Annotated in this window: 14 protein-coding genes; 6 read left to right on the top strand and 8 right to left on the bottom strand. The window is 69.0% G+C overall.

What is annotated here, in order from left to right:
• Positions 1-38 precede the first annotated feature (38 nt).
• The 3 genes from AB4Z48_RS24765 to edd form a co-directional block, all read right to left on the bottom strand.
• Positions 39-1,511, bottom strand: a complete 1,473-nt coding sequence (locus tag AB4Z48_RS24765; RefSeq protein ID WP_441618834.1) for a circularly permuted type 2 ATP-grasp protein — start codon at positions 1,509-1,511, stop codon at positions 39-41.
• A gap of 281 nt (positions 1,512-1,792) precedes the next feature.
• The gene (locus AB4Z48_RS24760) at positions 1,793-2,293 is read right to left on the bottom strand and encodes a gluconokinase (protein WP_441618832.1); all 501 of its coding nucleotides are present in this window, start codon (positions 2,291-2,293) and stop codon (positions 1,793-1,795) included.
• Between the two features lie 199 nt (positions 2,294-2,492).
• Complete coding sequence (gene edd / locus AB4Z48_RS24755) at positions 2,493-4,379, bottom strand: phosphogluconate dehydratase (RefSeq protein ID WP_441618830.1); 1,887 nt, start codon at positions 4,377-4,379, stop codon at positions 2,493-2,495.
• A 287-nt stretch (positions 4,380-4,666) separates the two neighbouring features.
• On the opposite strand from edd, the gene AB4Z48_RS24750 reads away from it, so the two are divergent.
• Positions 4,667-5,605 carry a MurR/RpiR family transcriptional regulator gene (locus tag AB4Z48_RS24750; protein WP_441618932.1) on the top strand — a complete coding sequence of 313 codons (939 nt, stop codon included), beginning with the start codon at positions 4,667-4,669 and terminating at the stop codon, positions 5,603-5,605.
• Here AB4Z48_RS24750 and AB4Z48_RS24745 read toward each other — a convergent pair.
• From AB4Z48_RS24745 to AB4Z48_RS24730, 4 genes are all read right to left on the bottom strand, one after another.
• Positions 5,517-7,976: a DNA internalization-related competence protein ComEC/Rec2 gene (locus AB4Z48_RS24745; protein WP_441618828.1), complete on the bottom strand. Its 2,460-nt coding sequence runs from the start codon at positions 7,974-7,976 to the stop codon at positions 5,517-5,519. The genes AB4Z48_RS24750 and AB4Z48_RS24745 overlap by 89 nt on opposite strands.
• A gap of 62 nt (positions 7,977-8,038) precedes the next feature.
• Positions 8,039-8,920: a TatD family hydrolase gene (locus tag AB4Z48_RS24740; protein WP_441618826.1), complete on the bottom strand. Its 882-nt coding sequence runs from the start codon at positions 8,918-8,920 to the stop codon at positions 8,039-8,041.
• A 27-nt stretch (positions 8,921-8,947) separates the two neighbouring features.
• Positions 8,948-9,697, bottom strand: a complete 750-nt coding sequence (gene lolD, locus AB4Z48_RS24735; protein WP_441618824.1) for a lipoprotein-releasing ABC transporter ATP-binding protein LolD — start codon at positions 9,695-9,697, stop codon at positions 8,948-8,950.
• Positions 9,690-10,940, bottom strand: a complete 1,251-nt coding sequence (locus tag AB4Z48_RS24730; protein WP_441618822.1) for a lipoprotein-releasing ABC transporter permease subunit — start codon at positions 10,938-10,940, stop codon at positions 9,690-9,692. Before AB4Z48_RS24730 ends, lolD begins: the two co-directional genes overlap by 8 nt.
• 128 nt (positions 10,941-11,068) lie before the next feature.
• On the opposite strand from AB4Z48_RS24730, the gene AB4Z48_RS24725 reads away from it, so the two are divergent.
• Both AB4Z48_RS24725 and recJ read left to right on the top strand, forming a co-directional pair.
• Complete coding sequence (locus tag AB4Z48_RS24725) at positions 11,069-12,196, top strand: hypothetical protein (protein WP_441618820.1); 1,128 nt, start codon at positions 11,069-11,071, stop codon at positions 12,194-12,196.
• A gap of 31 nt (positions 12,197-12,227) precedes the next feature.
• Positions 12,228-13,925 carry a single-stranded-DNA-specific exonuclease RecJ gene (recJ, locus tag AB4Z48_RS24720; protein ID WP_441618819.1) on the top strand — a complete coding sequence of 566 codons (1,698 nt, stop codon included), beginning with the start codon at positions 12,228-12,230 and terminating at the stop codon, positions 13,923-13,925.
• A gap of 40 nt (positions 13,926-13,965) precedes the next feature.
• Here the strand turns inward: recJ and AB4Z48_RS24715 are convergent, their stop codons facing one another.
• Complete coding sequence (locus AB4Z48_RS24715) at positions 13,966-14,697, bottom strand: peptidoglycan DD-metalloendopeptidase family protein (protein WP_441618817.1); 732 nt, start codon at positions 14,695-14,697, stop codon at positions 13,966-13,968.
• Positions 14,698-14,966: 269 nt separating this feature from the next.
• On the opposite strand from AB4Z48_RS24715, the gene prfB reads away from it, so the two are divergent.
• The 3 genes from prfB to lysS all read left to right on the top strand — a co-directional run bounded on the left by prfB (position 14,967) and on the right by lysS (position 18,484).
• A protein-coding gene (gene prfB, locus AB4Z48_RS24710; protein WP_441618815.1) for a peptide chain release factor 2 occupies positions 14,967-16,071 on the top strand; the annotation gives its coding sequence in 2 pieces (ribosomal slippage) (positions 14,967-15,047 and positions 15,049-16,071; 1,104 coding nt in all).
• A 66-nt stretch (positions 16,072-16,137) separates the two neighbouring features.
• A complete protein-coding gene (locus tag AB4Z48_RS24705; RefSeq protein WP_441618813.1) occupies positions 16,138-16,908 on the top strand; it encodes an SDR family oxidoreductase in 771 nt (256 codons plus the stop codon).
• Positions 16,909-16,945: 37 nt separating this feature from the next.
• Positions 16,946-18,484: a lysine--tRNA ligase gene (gene lysS, locus AB4Z48_RS24700; protein ID WP_441618812.1), complete on the top strand. Its 1,539-nt coding sequence runs from the start codon at positions 16,946-16,948 to the stop codon at positions 18,482-18,484.
• Positions 18,485-18,648: the final 164 nt, after the last annotated feature.

Genomic DNA, 18,648 nt, shown 5'->3' with positions numbered 1-18,648 from the left:
CACGCCTGGCGCGCCCCGCATCCGGCCATTCCGGCGCTTCAGCGCTCCAGCACCCAGGTGTCCTTGGTGCCGCCGCCCTGCGACGAATTGACCACCAGCGAGCCTTCGCGCAAGGCCACGCGCGTCAGCCCGCCCGGCACCATGCGCACATCCTTGCCCGACAGCACGAAGGGCCGCAGGTCGATATGGCGCGGCGCGATGCCCGCTTCCACGTAGGTCGGGCAGGTCGACAGCGCCAGCGTGGGCTGCGCGATGTACTGCTCCGGACGCGCGCGCACCACTTCACGGAAAGTGTCGATCTCCGCGCGCGTGGCGGCGGGCCCCACCAGCATGCCGTAGCCGCCGGCGCCGTGGGTTTCCTTGACCACCAGTTCGTCCATGTGGTCGAGCACGTACTGCAGGTCGTCGGGGCGCCTGCACATATAGGTCGGCACGTTGTTGAGGATCGCTTCCTCGCCGAGGTAGAAGCGGATCATGTCGGGCACGTAGGGGTAGATCGACTTGTCGTCGGCCACGCCGGTGCCGATGGCATTGCAGATGGTCACGTTGCCGGCACGGTAGACCGACAGCAGCCCCGCCGCGCCCAGCGTGGAGTCGGGACGGAACACGAGCGGATCGAGGAAATCGTCGTCGACGCGACGGTAGATCACGTCGATGCGCTGCGGCCCCTGCGTGGTGCGCATGTAGAGGTGCTCGTCCTGCACGAACAGGTCGCTGCCCTCGACCAGTTCCACGCCCATCTGCTGCGCGAGGAAGGCGTGCTCGAAGTAGGCCGAGTTGTACATGCCCGGCGTGAGCACCACCACGGTCGGATCGGCGATGTTCTGCGGCGAGACGCCGCGCAGCATGTCGAGCAGCAGGTCGGGATAGTGGGCCACCGGCGCCACGCGGTTGCGCGCGAACAGGTCCGGGAACAGCCGCATCATCATCTTGCGGTTTTCCAGCATGTAGGACACGCCGGAGGGCACGCGCAGGTTGTCTTCCAGCACGTAGAACTCGCCCTCGCCCGCGCGCACCACGTCGATGCCGGCCACGTGGGCGTAGATGTCGCGCGGCACGTCGATGCCGAGCATCTCTGGCCGGTACTGGGCGTTGTTGTAGATCTGGTCGGGCGGGATCACGCCGGCGCGGATGATGTCCTGGCCGTGGTAGATGTCATGGATGAAGCGGTTCAGCGCCGATACGCGCTGGCGCAGCCCGCGCTCCAGCGTGGCCCACTCGCTGGCGGGAAAGATGCGGGGAATCACGTCGAACGGAATGGTGCGCTCGGTGCCGCTGTTGGACTCGTCCTTGTCGCCGTAGACAGCGAAGGTGATGCCCACGCGCCGGAAGATCAGGTCCGCCTCCGCGCGCTTGTTGCCCATGGTTCCTTCGGACTGGCGCGCCAGCCAGTCCGCGAACTGCTTGTAGTGCCCGCGCACCGCCCCTGCCGGCAGGGGCTGCCCCGCGTGGATTGCCGCTGCCACGCCATCTTGCCAATCGAGCATCTCGTCGAAAAACCGCGCCGCCATGATGGCCGTTCCCCCATGATTTGGGCGCCGCCCAAGCTGCCGGCGATCCCGTTTTGATTGGCTTGTTCTTCCCGGCACAGCATTTCGAGGCCACCACCCGGGCCGGCGAAGCCGCTGGCCATGCGTCATGCGTCGAAGTGCTGTCCTGATTGGGATGATACCCATGGCCACGAAAGCCGCAAGCAGCAAGCGTCCGCGCCATCGATGATATATGTAGCAAGATGCCTGCCAGCCCCGGCGCGCCCAAGGGGAAAAGCGCGCCCCGGACCGGAGTCACCCCCCTAGCGCACCGCCGCGGTCGCGGGCACCTGGGCCAGGATGCGCTGCACCAGCGCCTCCGGCGTCTGCCGGATATCGAGCACCAGCGCGTCGCTCGGCTCTTCCAGCGTCTCGAACTGGCTTTGCAGCAAGGCCGGGTTGAAGAAGTGGTCGCTGCGCTCGGACAGGCGCCCGCCGATCACCGCGGCGTCGCCTTTCATATAGACGAAGGTCACGCCGCCCTCGGACGGCAACAGGCGGTCGCGGTAGACCTGGCGCAGCGCCGAGCAGGTGAACACATGGGTACGGCCCTCGGCGCGGGCCGCGTCGATCGCCGCGCGCATGGCGGCCAGCCAGGGCCAGCGGTCTTCGTCGGTCAGGGGGATGCCGTTATGCATCTTCTCCTTGTTGGCCGCGCTGTGGAATTCATCGGCGTCATGGAAGCCGCAATGCAGGTTCTTGGCCAGCAACTGGCCGACCGTGGTTTTCCCGCTGCCGGAAACGCCCATCAGGATGTAGATCATGTCTGCTCCAACGATCGTGATCGGATGGTTTTCCCATCCTTGTCGGTAGTCCCCGCGCCGTGCGACGGGTGGTTCCTGGAAACCGCCCGTCCCTGCAGCCATGTTCCATGATAGGTCTGGCGTGCGCAGGCTTGGGGTCGCCCCTGCCCGCCGGACGGCGGACAGGGGCACAAAACGGATGAATTGCCCGGGGCGCGGCCTATTGTGCGACGGCCACGGCGGTTTGGACAGCGCCAGGCGCGTCGGCCTCGGACAGGTCGAGCGCGCTGCCGCCCTCTTCGGCGATCCGCGCATGGCGGCGGAACAGCCCGAACAGGCCGCGGCCGACGCTGAAACTGGCGAAGTCGTCGTCCGGCGAGGGCGCCAGCGCGCGCGCCTCGAGCGCGGATTCGCCGGGCGCGCCGCCAAGCCATTCGAGCGTGCCGGCGACAGCGTCGACGCGGATGCGGTCACCGTCGCGCACGCGCGCCAGCGGTCCGCCAGAAAGCGCCTCCGGACACACATGAATCACCGCCGGCACCTTGCCGGAGGCGCCCGACATGCGGCCGTCGGTCACCAGCGCGACCTTGTGCCCGGCGTCCTGCAGCGAGCCCAGCACCGGCGTGAGGCGGTGCAGTTCGGGCATGCCGTTGGCGTTGGGCCCCTGGAAGCGCACCACCGCGACCATGTCGCCGGTCAGCTCGCCGGCCTCGAAGGCGGCCTGCAGGCCTTCCTGCGAATCGAACACGCGCGCCGGCGCCTCCACCACGCGGTGCTCGGGCGCCACCGCCGACACCTTGATCATGCCGCGGCCGAGATTGCCCTGCAGCAGGCGCAGCCCGCCTTCGGGCGAGAACGGCTCGACCGCGCTGGCCAGCACCGCCGCGTCGCCGCTGGCGGTGGGGCCGTCGCGCCACCGCAGCACGCCGTCGGTCATGACCGGTTCCTGCGTATAGCGCGCCAACCCGCGGCCGGCCACGGTTTCCACGTCTTCGTGCAGCAGCCCGGCTGCGAGCAGCTGGCGGATCACGTAGGCCACGCCGCCGGCGGCATGGAAATGGTTCACGTCGGCCGAGCCGTTGGGATAGACCCGTGCCAGCAGCGGCGTGATGCGCGACAGGCGGTCGAAATCGTCCCAGTCGATCACGATCCCGGCCGCGCGTGCCATCGCCACCAGGTGGATGGTGTGGTTGGTCGAGCCACCGGTGGCCAGCAGGCCGACGATGGCGTTGACCACCGCGCGTTCGTCGACGATGCGTGCCAGCGGCAGGTAGTCCGGGCCACGGGCCGTGAGCGCCAGCGCGCGCTGCGCGGCGGCCGCGGTCAGCGCGTCGCGCAGGCCGCTGTCCGGATGGACGAAGGCCGAGCCCGGCATATGCAGGCCCATGATCTCCATCAGGAACTGGTTGCTGTTGGCGGTACCGTAGAAGGTGCAGGTGCCGGCCCCGTGATAGGCCTCGCACTCTGCCTCCAGCAAGGCTTCGCGGCCAACCTGTCCGGTCGCGTAGAGCTGGCGCACGCGCGCCTTTTCCTTGTTGGACAGGCCCGTCGCCATGGGCCCGGCCGGCACGAACACCACCGGCAGGTGGCCGAACTGCAGCGCGCCCATCAGCAGGCCCGGCACGATCTTGTCGCACACGCCAAGCATCACGGCGGCGTCGAAGGTGTTGTGCGACAGCGATACCGCCGTGGCCATGGCGATGGCGTCGCGCGAGAACAGCGACAGCTCCATGCCGGCATTGCCTTGCGTGATGCCGTCGCACATCGCCGGCACGCCGCCCGCCACCTGCGCCACCGCGCCCACCGCGCGGGCGGCCTCGCGGATCACGCCGGGATAGCGCTCGTACGGCTGGTGGGCGGAAAGCATGTCGTTGTAGGCCGTGACAATGCCGAGATTGGCGGCATGTTCGACCCGCAGCTTGAGCTTGTCATGCGCGGGCAGCGCAGCGATGCCGTGCGCCACGTTGGCACACGACAAGCCACGCAGCGGCCCCAGTTCTTGCTGGGCCCGCTCGCAGCGCGCCAGGTAGGCAGCGCGACCGCGCTGGCTGCGCGCGACCACGCGCGCGGTGACGGCCTGCACTTCGGAATGGAGGGCTTGCGACATTCGTGGGAGTTCCTGGTTTGTAGATCCGTGAACGTGTTTTCTTGTAGATTTTCTACATTATATAGAAAGGATCGACAAAAGCATCTCGCGCATGGATCACAATGCGTCGACTAATCCTCAAATATGGCCGGAATAGGTGAAATCCCTAGCAGAAACGCGGGCTCACAGGCGCGGCATTCCATCGCCATTTATGTAGAATATCTACATACTCATCGAACCGCCGGCACATGAATCCGGCAGGCATGCCCGACGAAATCGCCGGCACGCCAACACCGGCCTCCCCCACCATGCGCGACCGAATTCTTGCTGTCTACGACACGCTTCGCCCCTCCGAACGCCGCCTGGCGGATTACGTGACCCGCCACGGCGCCAGCGTGATCCGCTTGTCCATGCCCGAACTGGCCGAACGCGCGGGCGTCTCGCAACCCACCATCGCGCGCTTCTGCGCCGCGCTCGGCTACGACGGCTTCCGCGAGTTCAAGCTGCAGTTCGCCCAGAACGTCGGTGGCGGCACGCCCTTCGTGCACCAGGACGTCAAGGCCGAGGACCGCCCCGCCGATATCGCCGGCAAGGTGTTCGACCGCACCATCGCCACCCTGATGACGGTGCGCAACGCGCTGTCCGCGGATCAGATCGAGCACGGCATCAAGCTGCTCGCCGCGGCGCATCGCATCGAGTTCTATGGCTGCGGCAATTCCGGCATCGTCGCGCTGGACATCCAGCACAAGTTCTTCCGCCTCGGCATCCCCACCACCGCCTACTCGGATTCGCACGTGTTCAGCATGTCCGCCGCCCTGCTCGGCCCGGGCGACGTTGCCGTGCTGGTGTCCAACAGCGGCCGCACCTGGGACATGCTGGCCGCCGCCACGCTGGCCCGCGCGAGCGGCGCCAGCGTGCTGGCGCTGACGCACAGCGGCTCGCCGCTGGCCAAGCTGGCCGATGTCTGCGTGTTCTCCGACGTCGAGGAAGACAGCGAGGTCTACACCCCGATGACCTCGCGCATCTGCCACCTGGTGCTGGGCGACGTGCTGGCGGCGGGCGTTGCGCTGGAGCGTGCCGACATTGTCTCTGCCGGCCTGCAGCGCGCCAAGGCCCACCTGCGCGAGCGCCGCATCGCCCAGGCCGAACCCGCCCAGGTCAACGGGGCGCAGGCGGCGCCGCGCGCCAGTAGCGCCGCTCGTGCTGACGGTAAGCCTGCAGCGCGTAAGCGCCGCCCCGCGTCGTGATCTGCACCGCGCCGGTCTCGTCGCTGCGGTAGCGGGCGATCTCGCGCGAGGCGTAGCGCTCCCACACGTCCGCGCGCGGATGCCGGTAGCGGTTGCCGTGGCCGAGCTGGAACAACGCCAGCTCGGGCGCCACCACGGCCAGGAACGACGCGCTCGATGAGGTGCCGCTGCCATGGTGCGGCACCTGCAGGAAGTCCGCGCGCAGGTCTTGCCCCGGCAGGCGCGCCAGCAAGGCGGCCTCATCGCGCCGGCCGATGTCTCCGGTCAGCAAGAGGCTGCGCCCGCTGCCCGCCACCTTCAGTACGCACGAACGCGCATTGCTGTCGAACGCGGCATTGCCTGCCGCCTGCGGCAGCGGATGCAACATCGAAAAGCGTACGCCGTCCCATTCCCACGCCTGCCCCGCCGCGCAGGGACCGACAGCGGGCAATGCCATGCCGGGGGGCAGCACCAGCAGCGGGTGCGCCGCTGGCGCGGCCGTCAGCACTGCCTGCACCGGCAGCGCCGCCATCACGTCGCGCGCGCCGCCGGCATGGTCGGCGTCTTCATGGCTGATCACCAGGCGGTCGAGCGCGCGCACGCCGGCGCCGCGCAGGTAAGGCACGATGACGCGCGCACCGGCGCTGTTGCCCGGCTGCGCCGCGTCGGCGCCCCAGCCATAGGCTGGCCCGGCGTCGTAGAGCAGCACGTGCGAGCGCGTCTCCACCAGGACCGCGGTGCCCTGGCCGATATCGAGCGCGGTGGCGCGGAATTCGCCATGCGCCACCGGCTGCCGCCCGGCCAGCACCATCGGCAACAACAACATGGCGCCGTGCAGGCGCGCACGCAGTCCGCAGCGCATCGGGGCCAGCAACACCAGCGCGCCGGCCAGCGCCAGGGCAACCGCCAGCGGGCCGGCGCGCGCCGCCTGCCAGACCGCCCACGGCGGCGCCGCCATCGCCTCGAGCGCAACCATCAGCCAGTCCAGCAGCAAGTGCGCCGGCGCCAGCAGCCAGCCGGCCGCCGGTGCCGGCAAGGCAGCCGCAAGCAGTGCCAGCGGCGTCACCAGCAGGCTGATCAGCGGAATCGCCACCGCATTCGCCAGCGGGGAGATCACGGAAACCTGCTGGAACAACAGCAGGGTCAGCGGCACCAGGCCGATGGTCACGACCCATTGCGTGCGCGCGGCCTGCGCCAGCGCGTGGCGCGCGCGCTGCCACCGCGACGCTCCGGGCCCGCGGGCGGGCGCCGTGGCGCACAGGAAGATCACGCCCACCGCGCCGAACGAAAGCCAGAACCCCGGCGACAATACCGCCCACGGATCGAGCGCGACCGCCACGAACGCGGCCCAGGCCAGCACCAGCGAGGCCGGCGGCGCGCGTCCGCTCCACAGCGCCAGCGCCGCCACCGCCAGCATCGATACGGTGCGCTGGGCCGGCACCTGCATGCCCGCCAGCAAGCTGTAGGCGAAGGCCGCCAGCACCGCCACCACCAGCGCCGCGCGCCGCGCCGGCCACCACAGCGGCAAGGGCCGGCGCAGCCAGCGCCCCAGGCCGAAGGAATGCCGCCATAGCCAGGCCGCCAGCGTGGAACAGAGACCGGAGATCATGGTGATGTGCAAGCCCGAGATGCTGATCAGGTGGCCGATGCCGGTGCGCGTGAACAAGGTCCAGTCCTGCGGCCGGATGCCGCGCTGGTCGCCCACCACCAGCGCCGCCAGCACGGGCGCAAAGCGGGCGTCGTCGGGCAGGCTGCCGAGCACGTGGTCGCGCACGCGGGCGCGCCAGCGCGCGATCCGCCATTCGAGGCGTTCGCCGACGGCCTCGCGCACGGGCCCGCGCTCGGCGCGGACGTAGCCTGTCGCCCCGAACCCGCCCGCCAGCAGCCAGAATTCGTAGTCGAAGCCGTGCGGATTGGCCAGGCCATGTGGCCGCGTCAGGCGCAGCGCGAAGACCCGCCGCTGGCCGGGCAGCAGGTCGTCCGGCGCATCCTCCCAGCCCAGCACGACGCGCGGCGGCAGCTGCGGCGCGCGCGCCGTCCCCGCAGCCGGCTCGTCAGGTGCGAATTCGAAGCGCTGGCCACGTGCCGCCTGCGCGGGCAGGCCCGCAACCACGCCGCCGACAACCAGGTTGACGCCCTGGAGCTCCGGCGCGAGCCGCTCTTGCAGGCGCGCGTCCGCGCGCCACGCCGACCAGCCGAAGCCGGCCAGCACCGCAACAGGAAGAAGGGCCAGGCGTGACCAGGCCGGATGCCGGTTGCGCAGGAGGATGGCCATGAGCAGCGCCGCCGTGCCCGCCATCGACAGCACGCAGGCGGCCGCGCGGCCCGGCAGCGCGCCTTGCTGTTGCAGCCACCAGCTCCCCGCCACGAAGGCGAGCAGGACCAGGCGCATGCCAGTCTCCGCAGAGATTCACAAGCGCCCGTTTATACGGTCAATGCACGGTGAGGAGCGTGTCAGGAGGAAACCGGAAGGTTGCCGTTTGTGTCGCCAGCCGAGGCCAAAGACGATGCCTCCGGGAACATGACGGCCTCGAACGCCGCCAGGCGCGGCAGCGCCGCCACCGAGTTGCGCCACATTGCCCGCGCCAGCGGCGCGGCGTCGATGCCGCGCAATTCGCCCAGCACCCGGGCCACCCCGACCACCTCGGCAGGCGTGTTGCGCGCCTTGTACTGCTCGCCGAACTGGTCGTCGGAGAGCCAGGCCGGCGCGATGTCGGGCGCGTCAGTCTCCAGCACGATGGCATCGAGCGGCAGCTCCTGCGCCAGGCGCCGGATCTGCTTCGCGCGGCTGAAGGTCAGATTGCCGCCGAAGCCCAGTTTCAGGCCCTGGTCGACAAAACCCTGCGCCTGCTGCGCGCTGCCGTTGAAGGCGTGGGCGATGCCCTGGCGCACGCCGGCGCGACGCAACTGGGCAGCGACCTGGTCCTGCGACTTGCGCACGTGCAGCAGCACCGGCAGCTCGAACTCGCGGGCGATCCTGAGCTGCTCGGCATAGATCCACGTCTGGTGCGCGGCATCGAGCCCCGGCACGAAGAAATCGAGGCCGATCTCGCCGATGCCGACAAAGCGCGGATCGCCGAGCGAGGCCTCCACTTCGCGGCGCAGGGCGTCGAGGTCGGCCTGCCCGGTGCCCGGCGTGTACAAGGGATGGATGCCCAGCGCATAGACGCAGCTGGCATGGCGCCGCGCCAGCGCGCGCACCGCGGCGAAGTTCGACACGGCCACCGCCGGCAGCACGATGCCGCTGACGCCGGCCGCGGCCGCGGCTTCGGTCACGGCCTCGCGGTCGGTGTCGAACTCACTCGCATCGAGATGGCAATGGGTATCGATCCACATGGCGGCTGCGGCGGCGCGGTGAACGGCTCAGCGTTCGCGGTGGAGATGCCCGTCGCGCAGGCGCAGCACGCGGTCGCAGCGGCTGGCGAGGTCGAGGTCATGGGTCACGATCACGAAGCTGGTGCCGAGCGTGCGCGACAGCTCCAGCATCAGGTCGTAGACGCCGCCCGCGGTGTGGTCGTCGAGGTTGCCGGTCGGTTCGTCGGCCAGCACGCAGGCCGGGCTACCCACCAGCGCGCGCGCGATCGCCACGCGCTGACGCTCGCCGCCGGAGAGCTCGCCGGGGCGGTGCTGCGCGCGGTCGCCCAGGCCCACGCGCTCCAGCACGCCCTGCGCGGCCGCGCGCGCCTCGCGTTGCCTGAGACCGCGGATGCGCATCGGCATGGCCACGTTGTCCAGCGCGGTGAATTCGGGCAGCAGGTGGTGGAACTGGTAGATAAAGCCCAGGTCGCGGTTGCGCGCGATATTGCGCTCGCTTTCGCGCAGCGAGGTGAAAGGCTTGCCCTTCAGGGCCACCCTGCCGCTGTCCGGGTTGTCGAGCCCGCCCAGCACATGCAGCAGCGTGCTCTTGCCTGAACCGGATGCGCCGACGATGGCGACCTTCTCGCCGGCGTCGACGTGCACGTCCACGCCCCTGAGCACGGTCACGTCCAGCCCGCCCTGACGGAAGCGCTTGGTCAGGCCTTCGCCCTGCAGCACCGGGGTGCCGGTGGCGGCAGCGACGGGACTGGAGGCGGCATCGCCTTGCGGCGCGTTGCGCAGCATGGTCTCACTCATAGCGCAGCGCCTCCGCCGGGTTGACGCGGGCAGCGCGCCAGCTGGGGTAGAGCGTGGCCAGCGTGGCCAGCACGAAGGAGAGGATGCCGATGGTGGCGATGTCGTTCACGCGGGGGTCCGAAGGCAGTTCGCTGATGAAGTAGATGTCGCGCGGCAGGAACTGCACGTGCAGCAGCCGCTCGATGAAGGGCACGATCACATCGATATTGCAGGCGATCAGGGCACCGCCCGCCACGCCCGCCAGGGTGCCGATGAAGCCGATGGCGACGCCCTGCACGATGAAGATCTTGGTGATCGAACTCGGCTGCGCGCCCATGGTGCGCAGGATGGCGATGTCGGCCTGCTTGTCGGTCACCGTCATCACCAGCGTGGACACCAGGTTGAAGGCCGCCACCGCGATGATCAGCGTCAGGATGATGAACATCATGCGCTTCTCGGTCTGTACCGCGGCGAACCAGTTGCGGTTCTGCTTGGACCAGTCGCGCAGGTAGAGCTCGCCGGAGAGCGTGCCGGCCAGCGCGTCGGCTACCTGCGGCGCGCGCTGCATGTCGGTCAGCTTGAGGCGCACGCCGGTCGGCCCGGTCAGGCGGAACATGGTCTCGGCGTCGTGCAGGTTGATCAGCGCCAGCGCGTTGTCGAACTCGAAATGTCCCGACGAGAAGATGCCGGTCACGGTGAACTGCTTGAGCCGCGGCAGCACGCCGGCCGGCGTGATGGTGCCCTGCGGCACCACCAGCGTCACCTTGTCGCCGACCTGCACGCCCATGGCGTTGGCCAGTTCGTTGCCCAGCGCGATGCCGAATTCGCCGGGCAGCAGGCCATCCATGCTGCCGGCACGGAACTGCTTGCCGATGTCGGAAACCCTGGGCTCCTCGCCCGGCTCGACGCCGCGCAGCAGCACGCCGCGCACCGCGTCCTCGCGGGTCAGCATGGCCTGCGCCGCCACATAGGGCGCCGCGCCGATCACTTCCTTGTTCTGCATGGCCTCGGCGGCGGTCTTCTGCCAGTCCGGTAGCGCGCCGGGGCCGACCACCTCGATATGCGAGAGTACCGACAGCATGCGGTCGCGCACTTCTTTCTGGAAGCCGTTCATGACCGACAACACCACGATCAGCGCCGCCACGCCAAGGGCGATGCCTAGCATGGAGATCATCGAGATGAAGGAAATGAAGGTGTTGCGGCTGGCGCGCTTGCTTGCGCGGGTATATCGCCAGCCGATCTGCCATTCGTACGGAAAGTTCAAGAAGGATCCCTGTCGTTGAGGAGGAACGCCGGCGCCACATTGCCGGCAACATCTGCCATTGTCTGCCACAGCCTGTCCGGACGATATTTCAGCCGCCCGCCAGCCGGAAGTTTACAATCTCGGCCACCATGATGACGCACCTGACCCTGATTGTGCCCTTTTCCGTCCCGCCGGGCGCCGCCACAGAAGCGCACGGCGGCGGCAACAACGCCATGCTCGAGGCGCTCCTGCGGCAGTTGGAGTTGCCGGCGCTGGGAAAGTTGCTTACCCGCGCCAGCCCCGGCCCGCGCGAACGGCACGACGATCCCTTCCTGCGCTCGCTGCCGCACGAGCGATGGCTGGCCGGACGCGCCGGGCTGGATACCGTCCGCGTGCCCAGCGCCCCGTTCATGCGGCTGGCCGACATGGCCGCCGCCGGCACCCCGGGGGCCGACGACGGCCAGGCCTGGGCCTGCCTGCAGCCGGTCCATATCCATGCCGCGCGCGACCACCTGGTGCTGATGAACCCGGTCCACCTGCGCTTGCGCGCCGGCGAGGCGGCTGCCCTGTACGAGGCGGTCTCCGGCCTGCTCCAGGAGTCGGGCATCGCGCTTGAAACGCCCCAGCCGGATCGCTGGTACCTGCCGGAAGCGGCGTTCGGTCCACTGGTCGCGGCCAGCCCCCTGCGCGCCACCGGCCGCAATATCGACGCCTGGATGCAGTCCGGCGAGCGCGCGCGCGACTGGCGCCGGCTCCAGAACGAAATCCAGATGACCTGGCATGACCATCCGGTCAACCAGGCCCGCGAGGCCGCCGGCGAGCAGACCGTGAATTCGGTCTGGCTGCATGGCGGCGGCAAGCTGCAGGCGGTGCCGCGCCTGGCCGACACCGCGCTGACCGATGACGCCTTCCTGCGCGGCCTGGCGCTGGCCGGCGGCGGTGCCTGCCGGCCAGCGCCGCCGCGCTTCGGGGCGATCGACGCCACGCCGGCCCCAGGGCGCACGATGGTGCTGCTGGAGGATGCCGTCGAAGCCCATATCGGCGAGGACTGGGGACTATGGATAGAGCGCATGCATGCGCTCGAAGCCAGCTGGTTCGCGCCGGCACTGGCCGCACTGGAAGACGGCACGCTGCCGGCCCTGACCCTGGTGCTGGCCGGCGACAACCATTACGCCGAATTTACCGTGCGCCGCGCCGACCTGCGCAAGTTCTGGCGCGGCCTGGGCGCGCGCGGCGACTGGCGCGCGTTGCTGTCCGACCTGGCCTACGCCGCCTGATCGCCTCACCCCGTCTCTTGCCTGTCCCTACATGACCCGAATCGCCGTACGATCCTTTTCCGCCGAACACGCCGGCACGCTGGCCAGCGCCGGCCTGCATCCCACGCTGGCCCGCATCCTGTCGGCGCGCGGCGTGCGCGAGCCGGCCGAGCTCGCCACCGAACTGCCCGGCCTGGTACCGCCGGCAGCAATGAAGGGGATCGACCACGCCGCCACCTACCTGGCCGATGCCATCGCCGCCGGCCGCCGCCTGCTGATCGTGGCGGACTACGATTGCGACGGCGCCACCGCCTGCGCGGTGGGCGTGCGCGGCCTGCGCATGCTGGGCGCGCGCATCGACTACATCGTGCCGAACCGCTTCGAGTACGGCTACGGGCTGACCCCGGAGATCGTCGCGCTGGCCGCGCAGCAGAAGCCCGACGTGATCGTCACGGTGGACAACGGCATCGCCAGCGTGGACGGCGTGGCCGCGGCCAATGCCCTCGGCATCGACGTGGTGGTGACCGATCACCACCTCCCCGGCGACCAGCTGCCGGCGGCAGCGGTCATCGTCAACCCGAACCAGCCTGGCTGTGAATTCCCCAGCAAGAACCTGGCCGGCGTGGGCGTGATGTTCTATGTGCTGCTGGCGCTACGTGCGGAACTGCGCCGCCGCGGCGTGTTCGATGCCCAGACCCAGCCGCGCCTCGACGCCCTGCTCGACCTGGTCGCGCTGGGCACCGTGGCCGACGTGGTCAAGCTCGACGGCAACAACCGCATCCTGGTGGCGCAAGGCCTCAAGCGCATGCGCGCCGGGCGCATGCACGCCGGCGTGGCCGCCCTGTTCCGCGCCGCCGGGCGCGAGGCGGCGCGCGCCAATACCTTCGACCTGGGTTTCGGCGTGGGCCCGCGCCTGAACGCCGCCGGGCGGCTGGCCGACATGTCGCTCGGCATCGAGTGCCTGCTGACCGACGACGCCAACCGCGCCTGGGAGATCGCCCAGGAACTCGACGGCATGAACCGCGAGCGCCGCGACATCGAGGCCGGCATGCAGCAAGAAGCGCTGCAGATCCTGGAAGGCCCGCTGGGCGCGCTGGACCCCGCGGCGCGCTTTACCGTCAGCGTGTTCAACGACACCTGGCACCAGGGCGTGATCGGCATCGTGGCCTCGCGACTCAAGGAGAAATACCATCGGCCGACGATCACCTTCGCCCCGGGCGACGAGGACACCATCAAGGGCTCGGGCCGCTCGATCCCGGGCTTCCACCTGCGCGACGCGCTGGACCTGGTGTCCAAGCGCCACCCCGGCCTGCTGGTCAAGTTCGGCGGCCATGCCATGGCGGCCGGCCTGACGCTGCGCGCCGACACCTTCGGGCAGTTCATGGAAGCGTTCGAAGCGGTGGGGCGCGAATGGCTCAGCGATGAGCAGCTGGCACGCGTGATCGAGACCGACGGCGATATCGAGGATGGCTGCTTCAGCCCGGAATTCGTCGCGCTGCTCGAGCAGCAGGTGTGGGGCCAGGGCTTCCCGGCGCCGACCTTCTGCGGCGAGTTCGACGTGCTGCGCCAGAGCGTGCTCAAGGGCAAGCACCTCAAGCTGCAGCTCGGGCGCGGYAGCCAGCGCTTCGATGCAATCTGGTTCAACCACGCCGACTCGCTCGGCGCCAGCGCGCTGGTGGCCTACCGCCTGGACAACAATACCTTCAATGGCGTCACCCGCGTGCAGATGGTCATCGAGCACGCGCAGTAGCGCACGCCTTAGCCGCCGTCCCGCGCCTCGGCCCCGCCCCTCAGCCCCGCGCGGGCAGCAGGCCCGCCGGGTCGACCGGCTTGCCGTTGTTGCGCACCTCGAAGTGCAGTTCGCGCTCGGCGACCCCCATGCGGCCAACCTCCTGCCCGCCGGATACCTGCGAGCCCTCGCTGACCGTGGGCTTGTCCAGGTTGCCATAGACCGTCAGCCAGTTGTCGTCGTGCTTGATGATCACCAGCATGCCGTAGCCGCGCAGGTTGCCCACATGGATGGCCTTGCCCGCGGCGGCGGCGCGCACCGCGCCGCCGGGCGCCGTGTTGATGCTCAGGCCCTTGCTGGCGGGTGGCCCGAAATTCGCCGTGACGCGGCCCTCTGCCGGCCATTGCAGGCGGATGCCGGTGGCCGGCGCGCGCGCCGGCGGGCCGTTGTCCACGCGCGGGGTGTCGCCCACGGCCACCGGCCCGTTGCCGGAACCCGCGGAACCCGCGCTGGCCGTGGCACCGGCGGGCGGCCGGATGCGCAGCAATTGCCCGACTTCGATGCGCTCGGCGCTGGGCAGCTGGTTCCAGCGCGCCAGGTCGCGCACCGAGCGCTTGTGGCGGCGCGCCACGCTGTACAGGGTGTCGCCGCTCTGCACACGGTAGTAGCCGTCCGGCGCGGGCTCGCTGGCCAGGGTGCCGCAACCGGCCGCAAGGCACGCGGCGGCCGCTGCTGCCAACAGGCCGAGCGCGCGGCGGCGGGTGTGGGTGGTCTCGTGATTGCTTGGCTTCATGCGTGCTTATCGTCCATCCTTGTCCATGTCTGAACAGTTGATTGGCGGTTGTCCAGCGGCTTGCTGGAAGGCGCTTCCGAAGACCCCGGCGGCGCGGCGCCGGCCCGCGCCCGGTGCAGGTCTGCCATGACGCACCTAGCCAGTGTAGACCGCAACTGTAGACCGTTCGGCAAGCGAACCGTTCGAAATCGTGCCGGAAGTGCCATCGCAGCGCGCGGCGAGACCCCCCGATCCGCTATAATTCAAGGTTTTGAAAGCGCAGGAACATCATGGAAGCAGAACGCCTCAACGCCATCTCCGGTGCCATCTCCGATCTCCGTTCGCGAACGGAAGATCTACGGGGGTATCTTTGACTACGATGTCAAAGTAGGACGACTCGACGAAGTCAACGGCGAACTCGAGGATCCCGCGGTCTGGAACAACCCCAAGAAGGCCCAGGATCTCGGCAAGGAAAAGAAGATGCTGGAGGGCGTGGTCGGCGTCCTCGGCAAGCTCACGGACGATCTGGCCGGCGCCGAGGAGCTGTTCGAGCTCGCGCGCGAGGAAGCCGACGACGACACGCTCGAAGCCATCGAGACCGACGTCAAGGGCTTCGAGGCCATCGTCGCGGACATGGAATTTCGCCGCATGTTTGCCGGCGAGATGGACCAGGCCAACGCGTTCATCGACATCCAGGCCGGCGCCGGCGGCACCGAAGCCTGCGACTGGGCCTCGATGCTGCTGCGCCAGTACCTGAAGTACTGCGAGCGCAAGGGCTTCAAGGCCGAAGTGCTGGAAGAATCCGAAGGCGACGTGGCCGGCATCAAGAGCGCCACCATCAAGATCGAGGGCGAATACGCGTTCGGTTACCTGCGTACGGAAACCGGCGTGCACCGGCTGGTGCGCAAGTCGCCGTTCGACTCGTCGGGCGGCCGGCATACCTCGTTCTCGTCGGTGTTCGTCTACCCCGAGGTGGATGACTCGTTCGAAGTCGAGATCAACCCGGCGGACCTGCGCGTGGATACCTACCGCGCGTCGGGCGCCGGCGGCCAGCACATCAACAAGACCGATTCGGCCGTGCGGATCACGCACATCCCGAGCGGTATCGTCGTGCAGTGCCAGAACGATCGTTCGCAGCACCGCAACCGCGCCGAGGCCATGTCGATGCTGAAGTCGCGCCTGTACGAGCACGAGATGCGCAAGCGCCAGGCCGAAGCCGACAAGCTCGAAGCGGGCAAGACCGATGTGGGCTGGGGCCACCAGATCCGCTCCTACGTACTGGACCAGAGCCGCATCAAGGATCTGCGCACCAACGTGGAAATGTCCAACACGCAAAAGGTGCTGGACGGCGACCTGGACCCGTTCATCGAGGCCAGCCTGAAGCAAGGCCTGTAACACGCCCCGCCGCCCCGCCGCCAGATGGCGGCGGGCGCGCGAATCAACTGCCGGACAATACCGACCATGACCGCAGCATCGACCGCAGCAACGCACCTGATCATCATCACCGGCACGTCACGCGGGCTCGGTGCCGCGCTGACGCGAGCCCTGCTCAAGCCGGGCAACCGCCTGGTCTGCGTGGCGCGCAGCCGCAACCCCGAGCTGGAGCAGGCCGCCGCGGCCAGCGGCGTCAGGGTGGCCTGGCACCTGCAGGACCTGTCGCAGGCGGGCCCCGCGGCAAGCTGGCTGGGCAGCGTGCTCGATGCCGTCGACGAGGCGCCCGCCAGCGCCACGCTGATCCTCAACGCGGGCGTGATCGAACCGATCGGCCCGGTTGCCGGCCTGCACGAAGCCACGCTGGTGCCGCACCTGCTCACCAACCTGGCCACGCCGATGACCATGACCGCGGCCTTCCTGGCGCGCACCGAACGCTTCGGCTGCCCGCGCAAGGTGCTGGCGATCTCGTCCGGCGCGGCGCGCCGCCCGGTCGAGGGCTGGGCCGCCTACTGCGCCGGCAAGGCGGGCCTGGACATGTTCGTGCGCTCGGTCAACGCCGAGTACGCGCAGGCGCCGGCCGAACGCAGCGTGCGCGCGGTGGCGCTGGCGCCGGGCGTGGTCGATACCGGCATGCAGGCCACCATCCGCGGCGCCGATTTCGCGCAGGTGCAGCGTTTCCGCGACCTCAAGGACAACGACCAGCTCGCCTCGGCCGAGGACACCGCACACCGCATCGCGGCCTACCTGGATCGGCCCGACTTCGGCAGCACCGAGCTCGACGACATCCGCAATACCTGACATGCGCGCGGACCGCCGCGCGACTCACCAAGACATCATGACCGACTCCAACCGCGCTCCCGCCGAGGCCAACGCCCCCGCCGCAGCCGACGAAAACAAGATCATCGCGGAACGGCGCGAGAAGCTGCAGGCCCTGCGCYAGCAAGGCGTGGCCTTCCCCAACGATTTCCGCCCGACCCACCAGTCCGCCGCGCTGCACGCGCAGTACGGCGAAACCGACCAGGCCGCGCTCGAAGCGGCTCCGGCCGAGGTCGCCATCGCCGGGCGCATGATGCTCAAGCGCGTGATGGGCAAGGCCAGCTTCGCCACCGTGCAGGACGGCGCGGGCCGCATCCAGTTCTATATCAGCCGCGACGCCATCGGCGAAGACGTCTATGCCGCCTTCAAGAAGTGGGACCTGGGCGATATCGTCGCCGCGCGCGGCACGCTGATGAAGACCAAGACCGGCGAACTGTCGGTGGCCGTCACCGAGCTGCGCCTGCTGTCCAAGAGCCTGCGCCCGCTGCCCGGCGACTTCTACGGCCTGGCCGACCAGGAGCTGAAATACCGCCAGCGCTATGTGGACCTGATCGTGTCGCCGGAAACGCGCGCCACCTTCCGGGCCCGCACGCAGGCCATCGCCTCGCTGCGCCGGCACATGGCCGAAGCCGACTTCATGGAAGTCGAGACGCCGATGCTCCACCCGATCCCGGGCGGCGCCACGGCCAAGCCCTTCATCACCCATCACAACGCGCTGGACATGCAGATGTTCCTGCGCATCGCGCCCGAGCTGTATCTGAAGCGCCTGGTGGTGGGCGGTTTCGAGCGCGTGTTCGAGATCAACCGCAATTTCCGCAACGAGGGGGTGAGCCCGCGCCACAACCCTGAGTTCACCATGATGGAGTTCTACGCCGCGTACACCGATTACCGCTGGCTGATGGATTTCACCGAGAACCTGATCCGCCAGGCCGCCATCGACGCGCGCGGCAGCGCCACCGTGACCTACCAGGGCCGCGAGCTGGACCTGTCCAAGCCCTTCCATCGCCTCACCATCTGCCAGGCGATCCAGAAATTCGCGCCGCAATACACCGATGCGCAACTGGCCGACACGGAATTCCTGCGCACCGAGCTGAAGAAGTTCGGCGTCAACACCAATGCGCCGCAGTTCCTCAACGCGGGCCTGGGCACGCTGCAACTGGTGCTGTTCGAGGAAACCGCCGAAAGCCAGCTGTGGGAGCCGACCTTCATCATCGACTACCCGGTGGAAGTCTCGCCGCTGGCGCGCGCGTCGGACACCATGCCCGGCATCACCGAGCGTTTCGAGCTGTTCATCACCGGCCGCGAGATCGCCAACGGTTTCTCGGAGCTGAACGACGCCGAAGACCAGGCCGAGCGTTTCCGCAAGCAGGTCGACCAGAAGGATGCCGGCGACGAGGAAGCCATGTACTTCGACGCCGACTACATCCGCGCACTGGAATATGGCATGCCCCCGACGGGCGGCTGCGGCATCGGCATCGACCGCCTGGTGATGCTGCTGACCGACAGTCCCAATATCCGCGACGTCATTTTGTTCCCGCATCTGCGCCGCGAGGACTGAACGGCGCCAGCGCTTCCCGCGCCAAAGGGAAGCCGGCGCCAGGCAAGAAGCCCCACCTTTGCGGTGGGGCTTTTTTGTTTTTGCGGCCCGATTGTTACAACCGGTCGCATCGACGCACACCGAAATGGCAGCTAAAGCACTGATTTACAAGAGAATTAATACCT

This window comes from Cupriavidus sp. 2TAF22, assembly GCF_052115045.1.
Lineage (GTDB): Bacteria > Pseudomonadota > Gammaproteobacteria > Burkholderiales > Burkholderiaceae > Cupriavidus.
Note: the sequence above shows the minus strand (reverse complement) of the source record. Positions and strands in the feature narration are given on the sequence as shown.

Bases quoted from the DNA above. Each gene is read 5' to 3' on its own strand.
- AB4Z48_RS24705 (WP_441618813.1), top strand. From the start codon at position 16,138: ATGACCGCAGCATCGACCGCAGCAACGCACCTGATCATCATCACCGGC.
- AB4Z48_RS24765 (WP_441618834.1), bottom strand. From the start codon at position 1,511: ATGGCGGCGCGGTTTTTCGACGAGATGCTCGATTGGCAAGATGGCGTG.
- AB4Z48_RS24725 (WP_441618820.1), top strand. From the start codon at position 11,069: ATGATGACGCACCTGACCCTGATTGTGCCCTTTTCCGTCCCGCCGGGC.
- AB4Z48_RS24750 (WP_441618932.1), top strand. From the start codon at position 4,667: ATGCGCGACCGAATTCTTGCTGTCTACGACACGCTTCGCCCCTCCGAA.
- edd (WP_441618830.1), bottom strand. From the start codon at position 4,379: ATGTCGCAAGCCCTCCATTCCGAAGTGCAGGCCGTCACCGCGCGCGTG.
- AB4Z48_RS24740 (WP_441618826.1), bottom strand. From the start codon at position 8,920: ATGTGGATCGATACCCATTGCCATCTCGATGCGAGTGAGTTCGACACC.
- AB4Z48_RS24760 (WP_441618832.1), bottom strand. From the start codon at position 2,293: ATGATCTACATCCTGATGGGCGTTTCCGGCAGCGGGAAAACCACGGTC.
- lolD (WP_441618824.1), bottom strand. From the start codon at position 9,697: ATGAGTGAGACCATGCTGCGCAACGCGCCGCAAGGCGATGCCGCCTCC.
- AB4Z48_RS24745 (WP_441618828.1), bottom strand. From the start codon at position 7,976: ATGCGCCTGGTCCTGCTCGCCTTCGTGGCGGGGAGCTGGTGGCTGCAA.
- AB4Z48_RS24715 (WP_441618817.1), bottom strand. From the start codon at position 14,697: ATGAAGCCAAGCAATCACGAGACCACCCACACCCGCCGCCGCGCGCTC.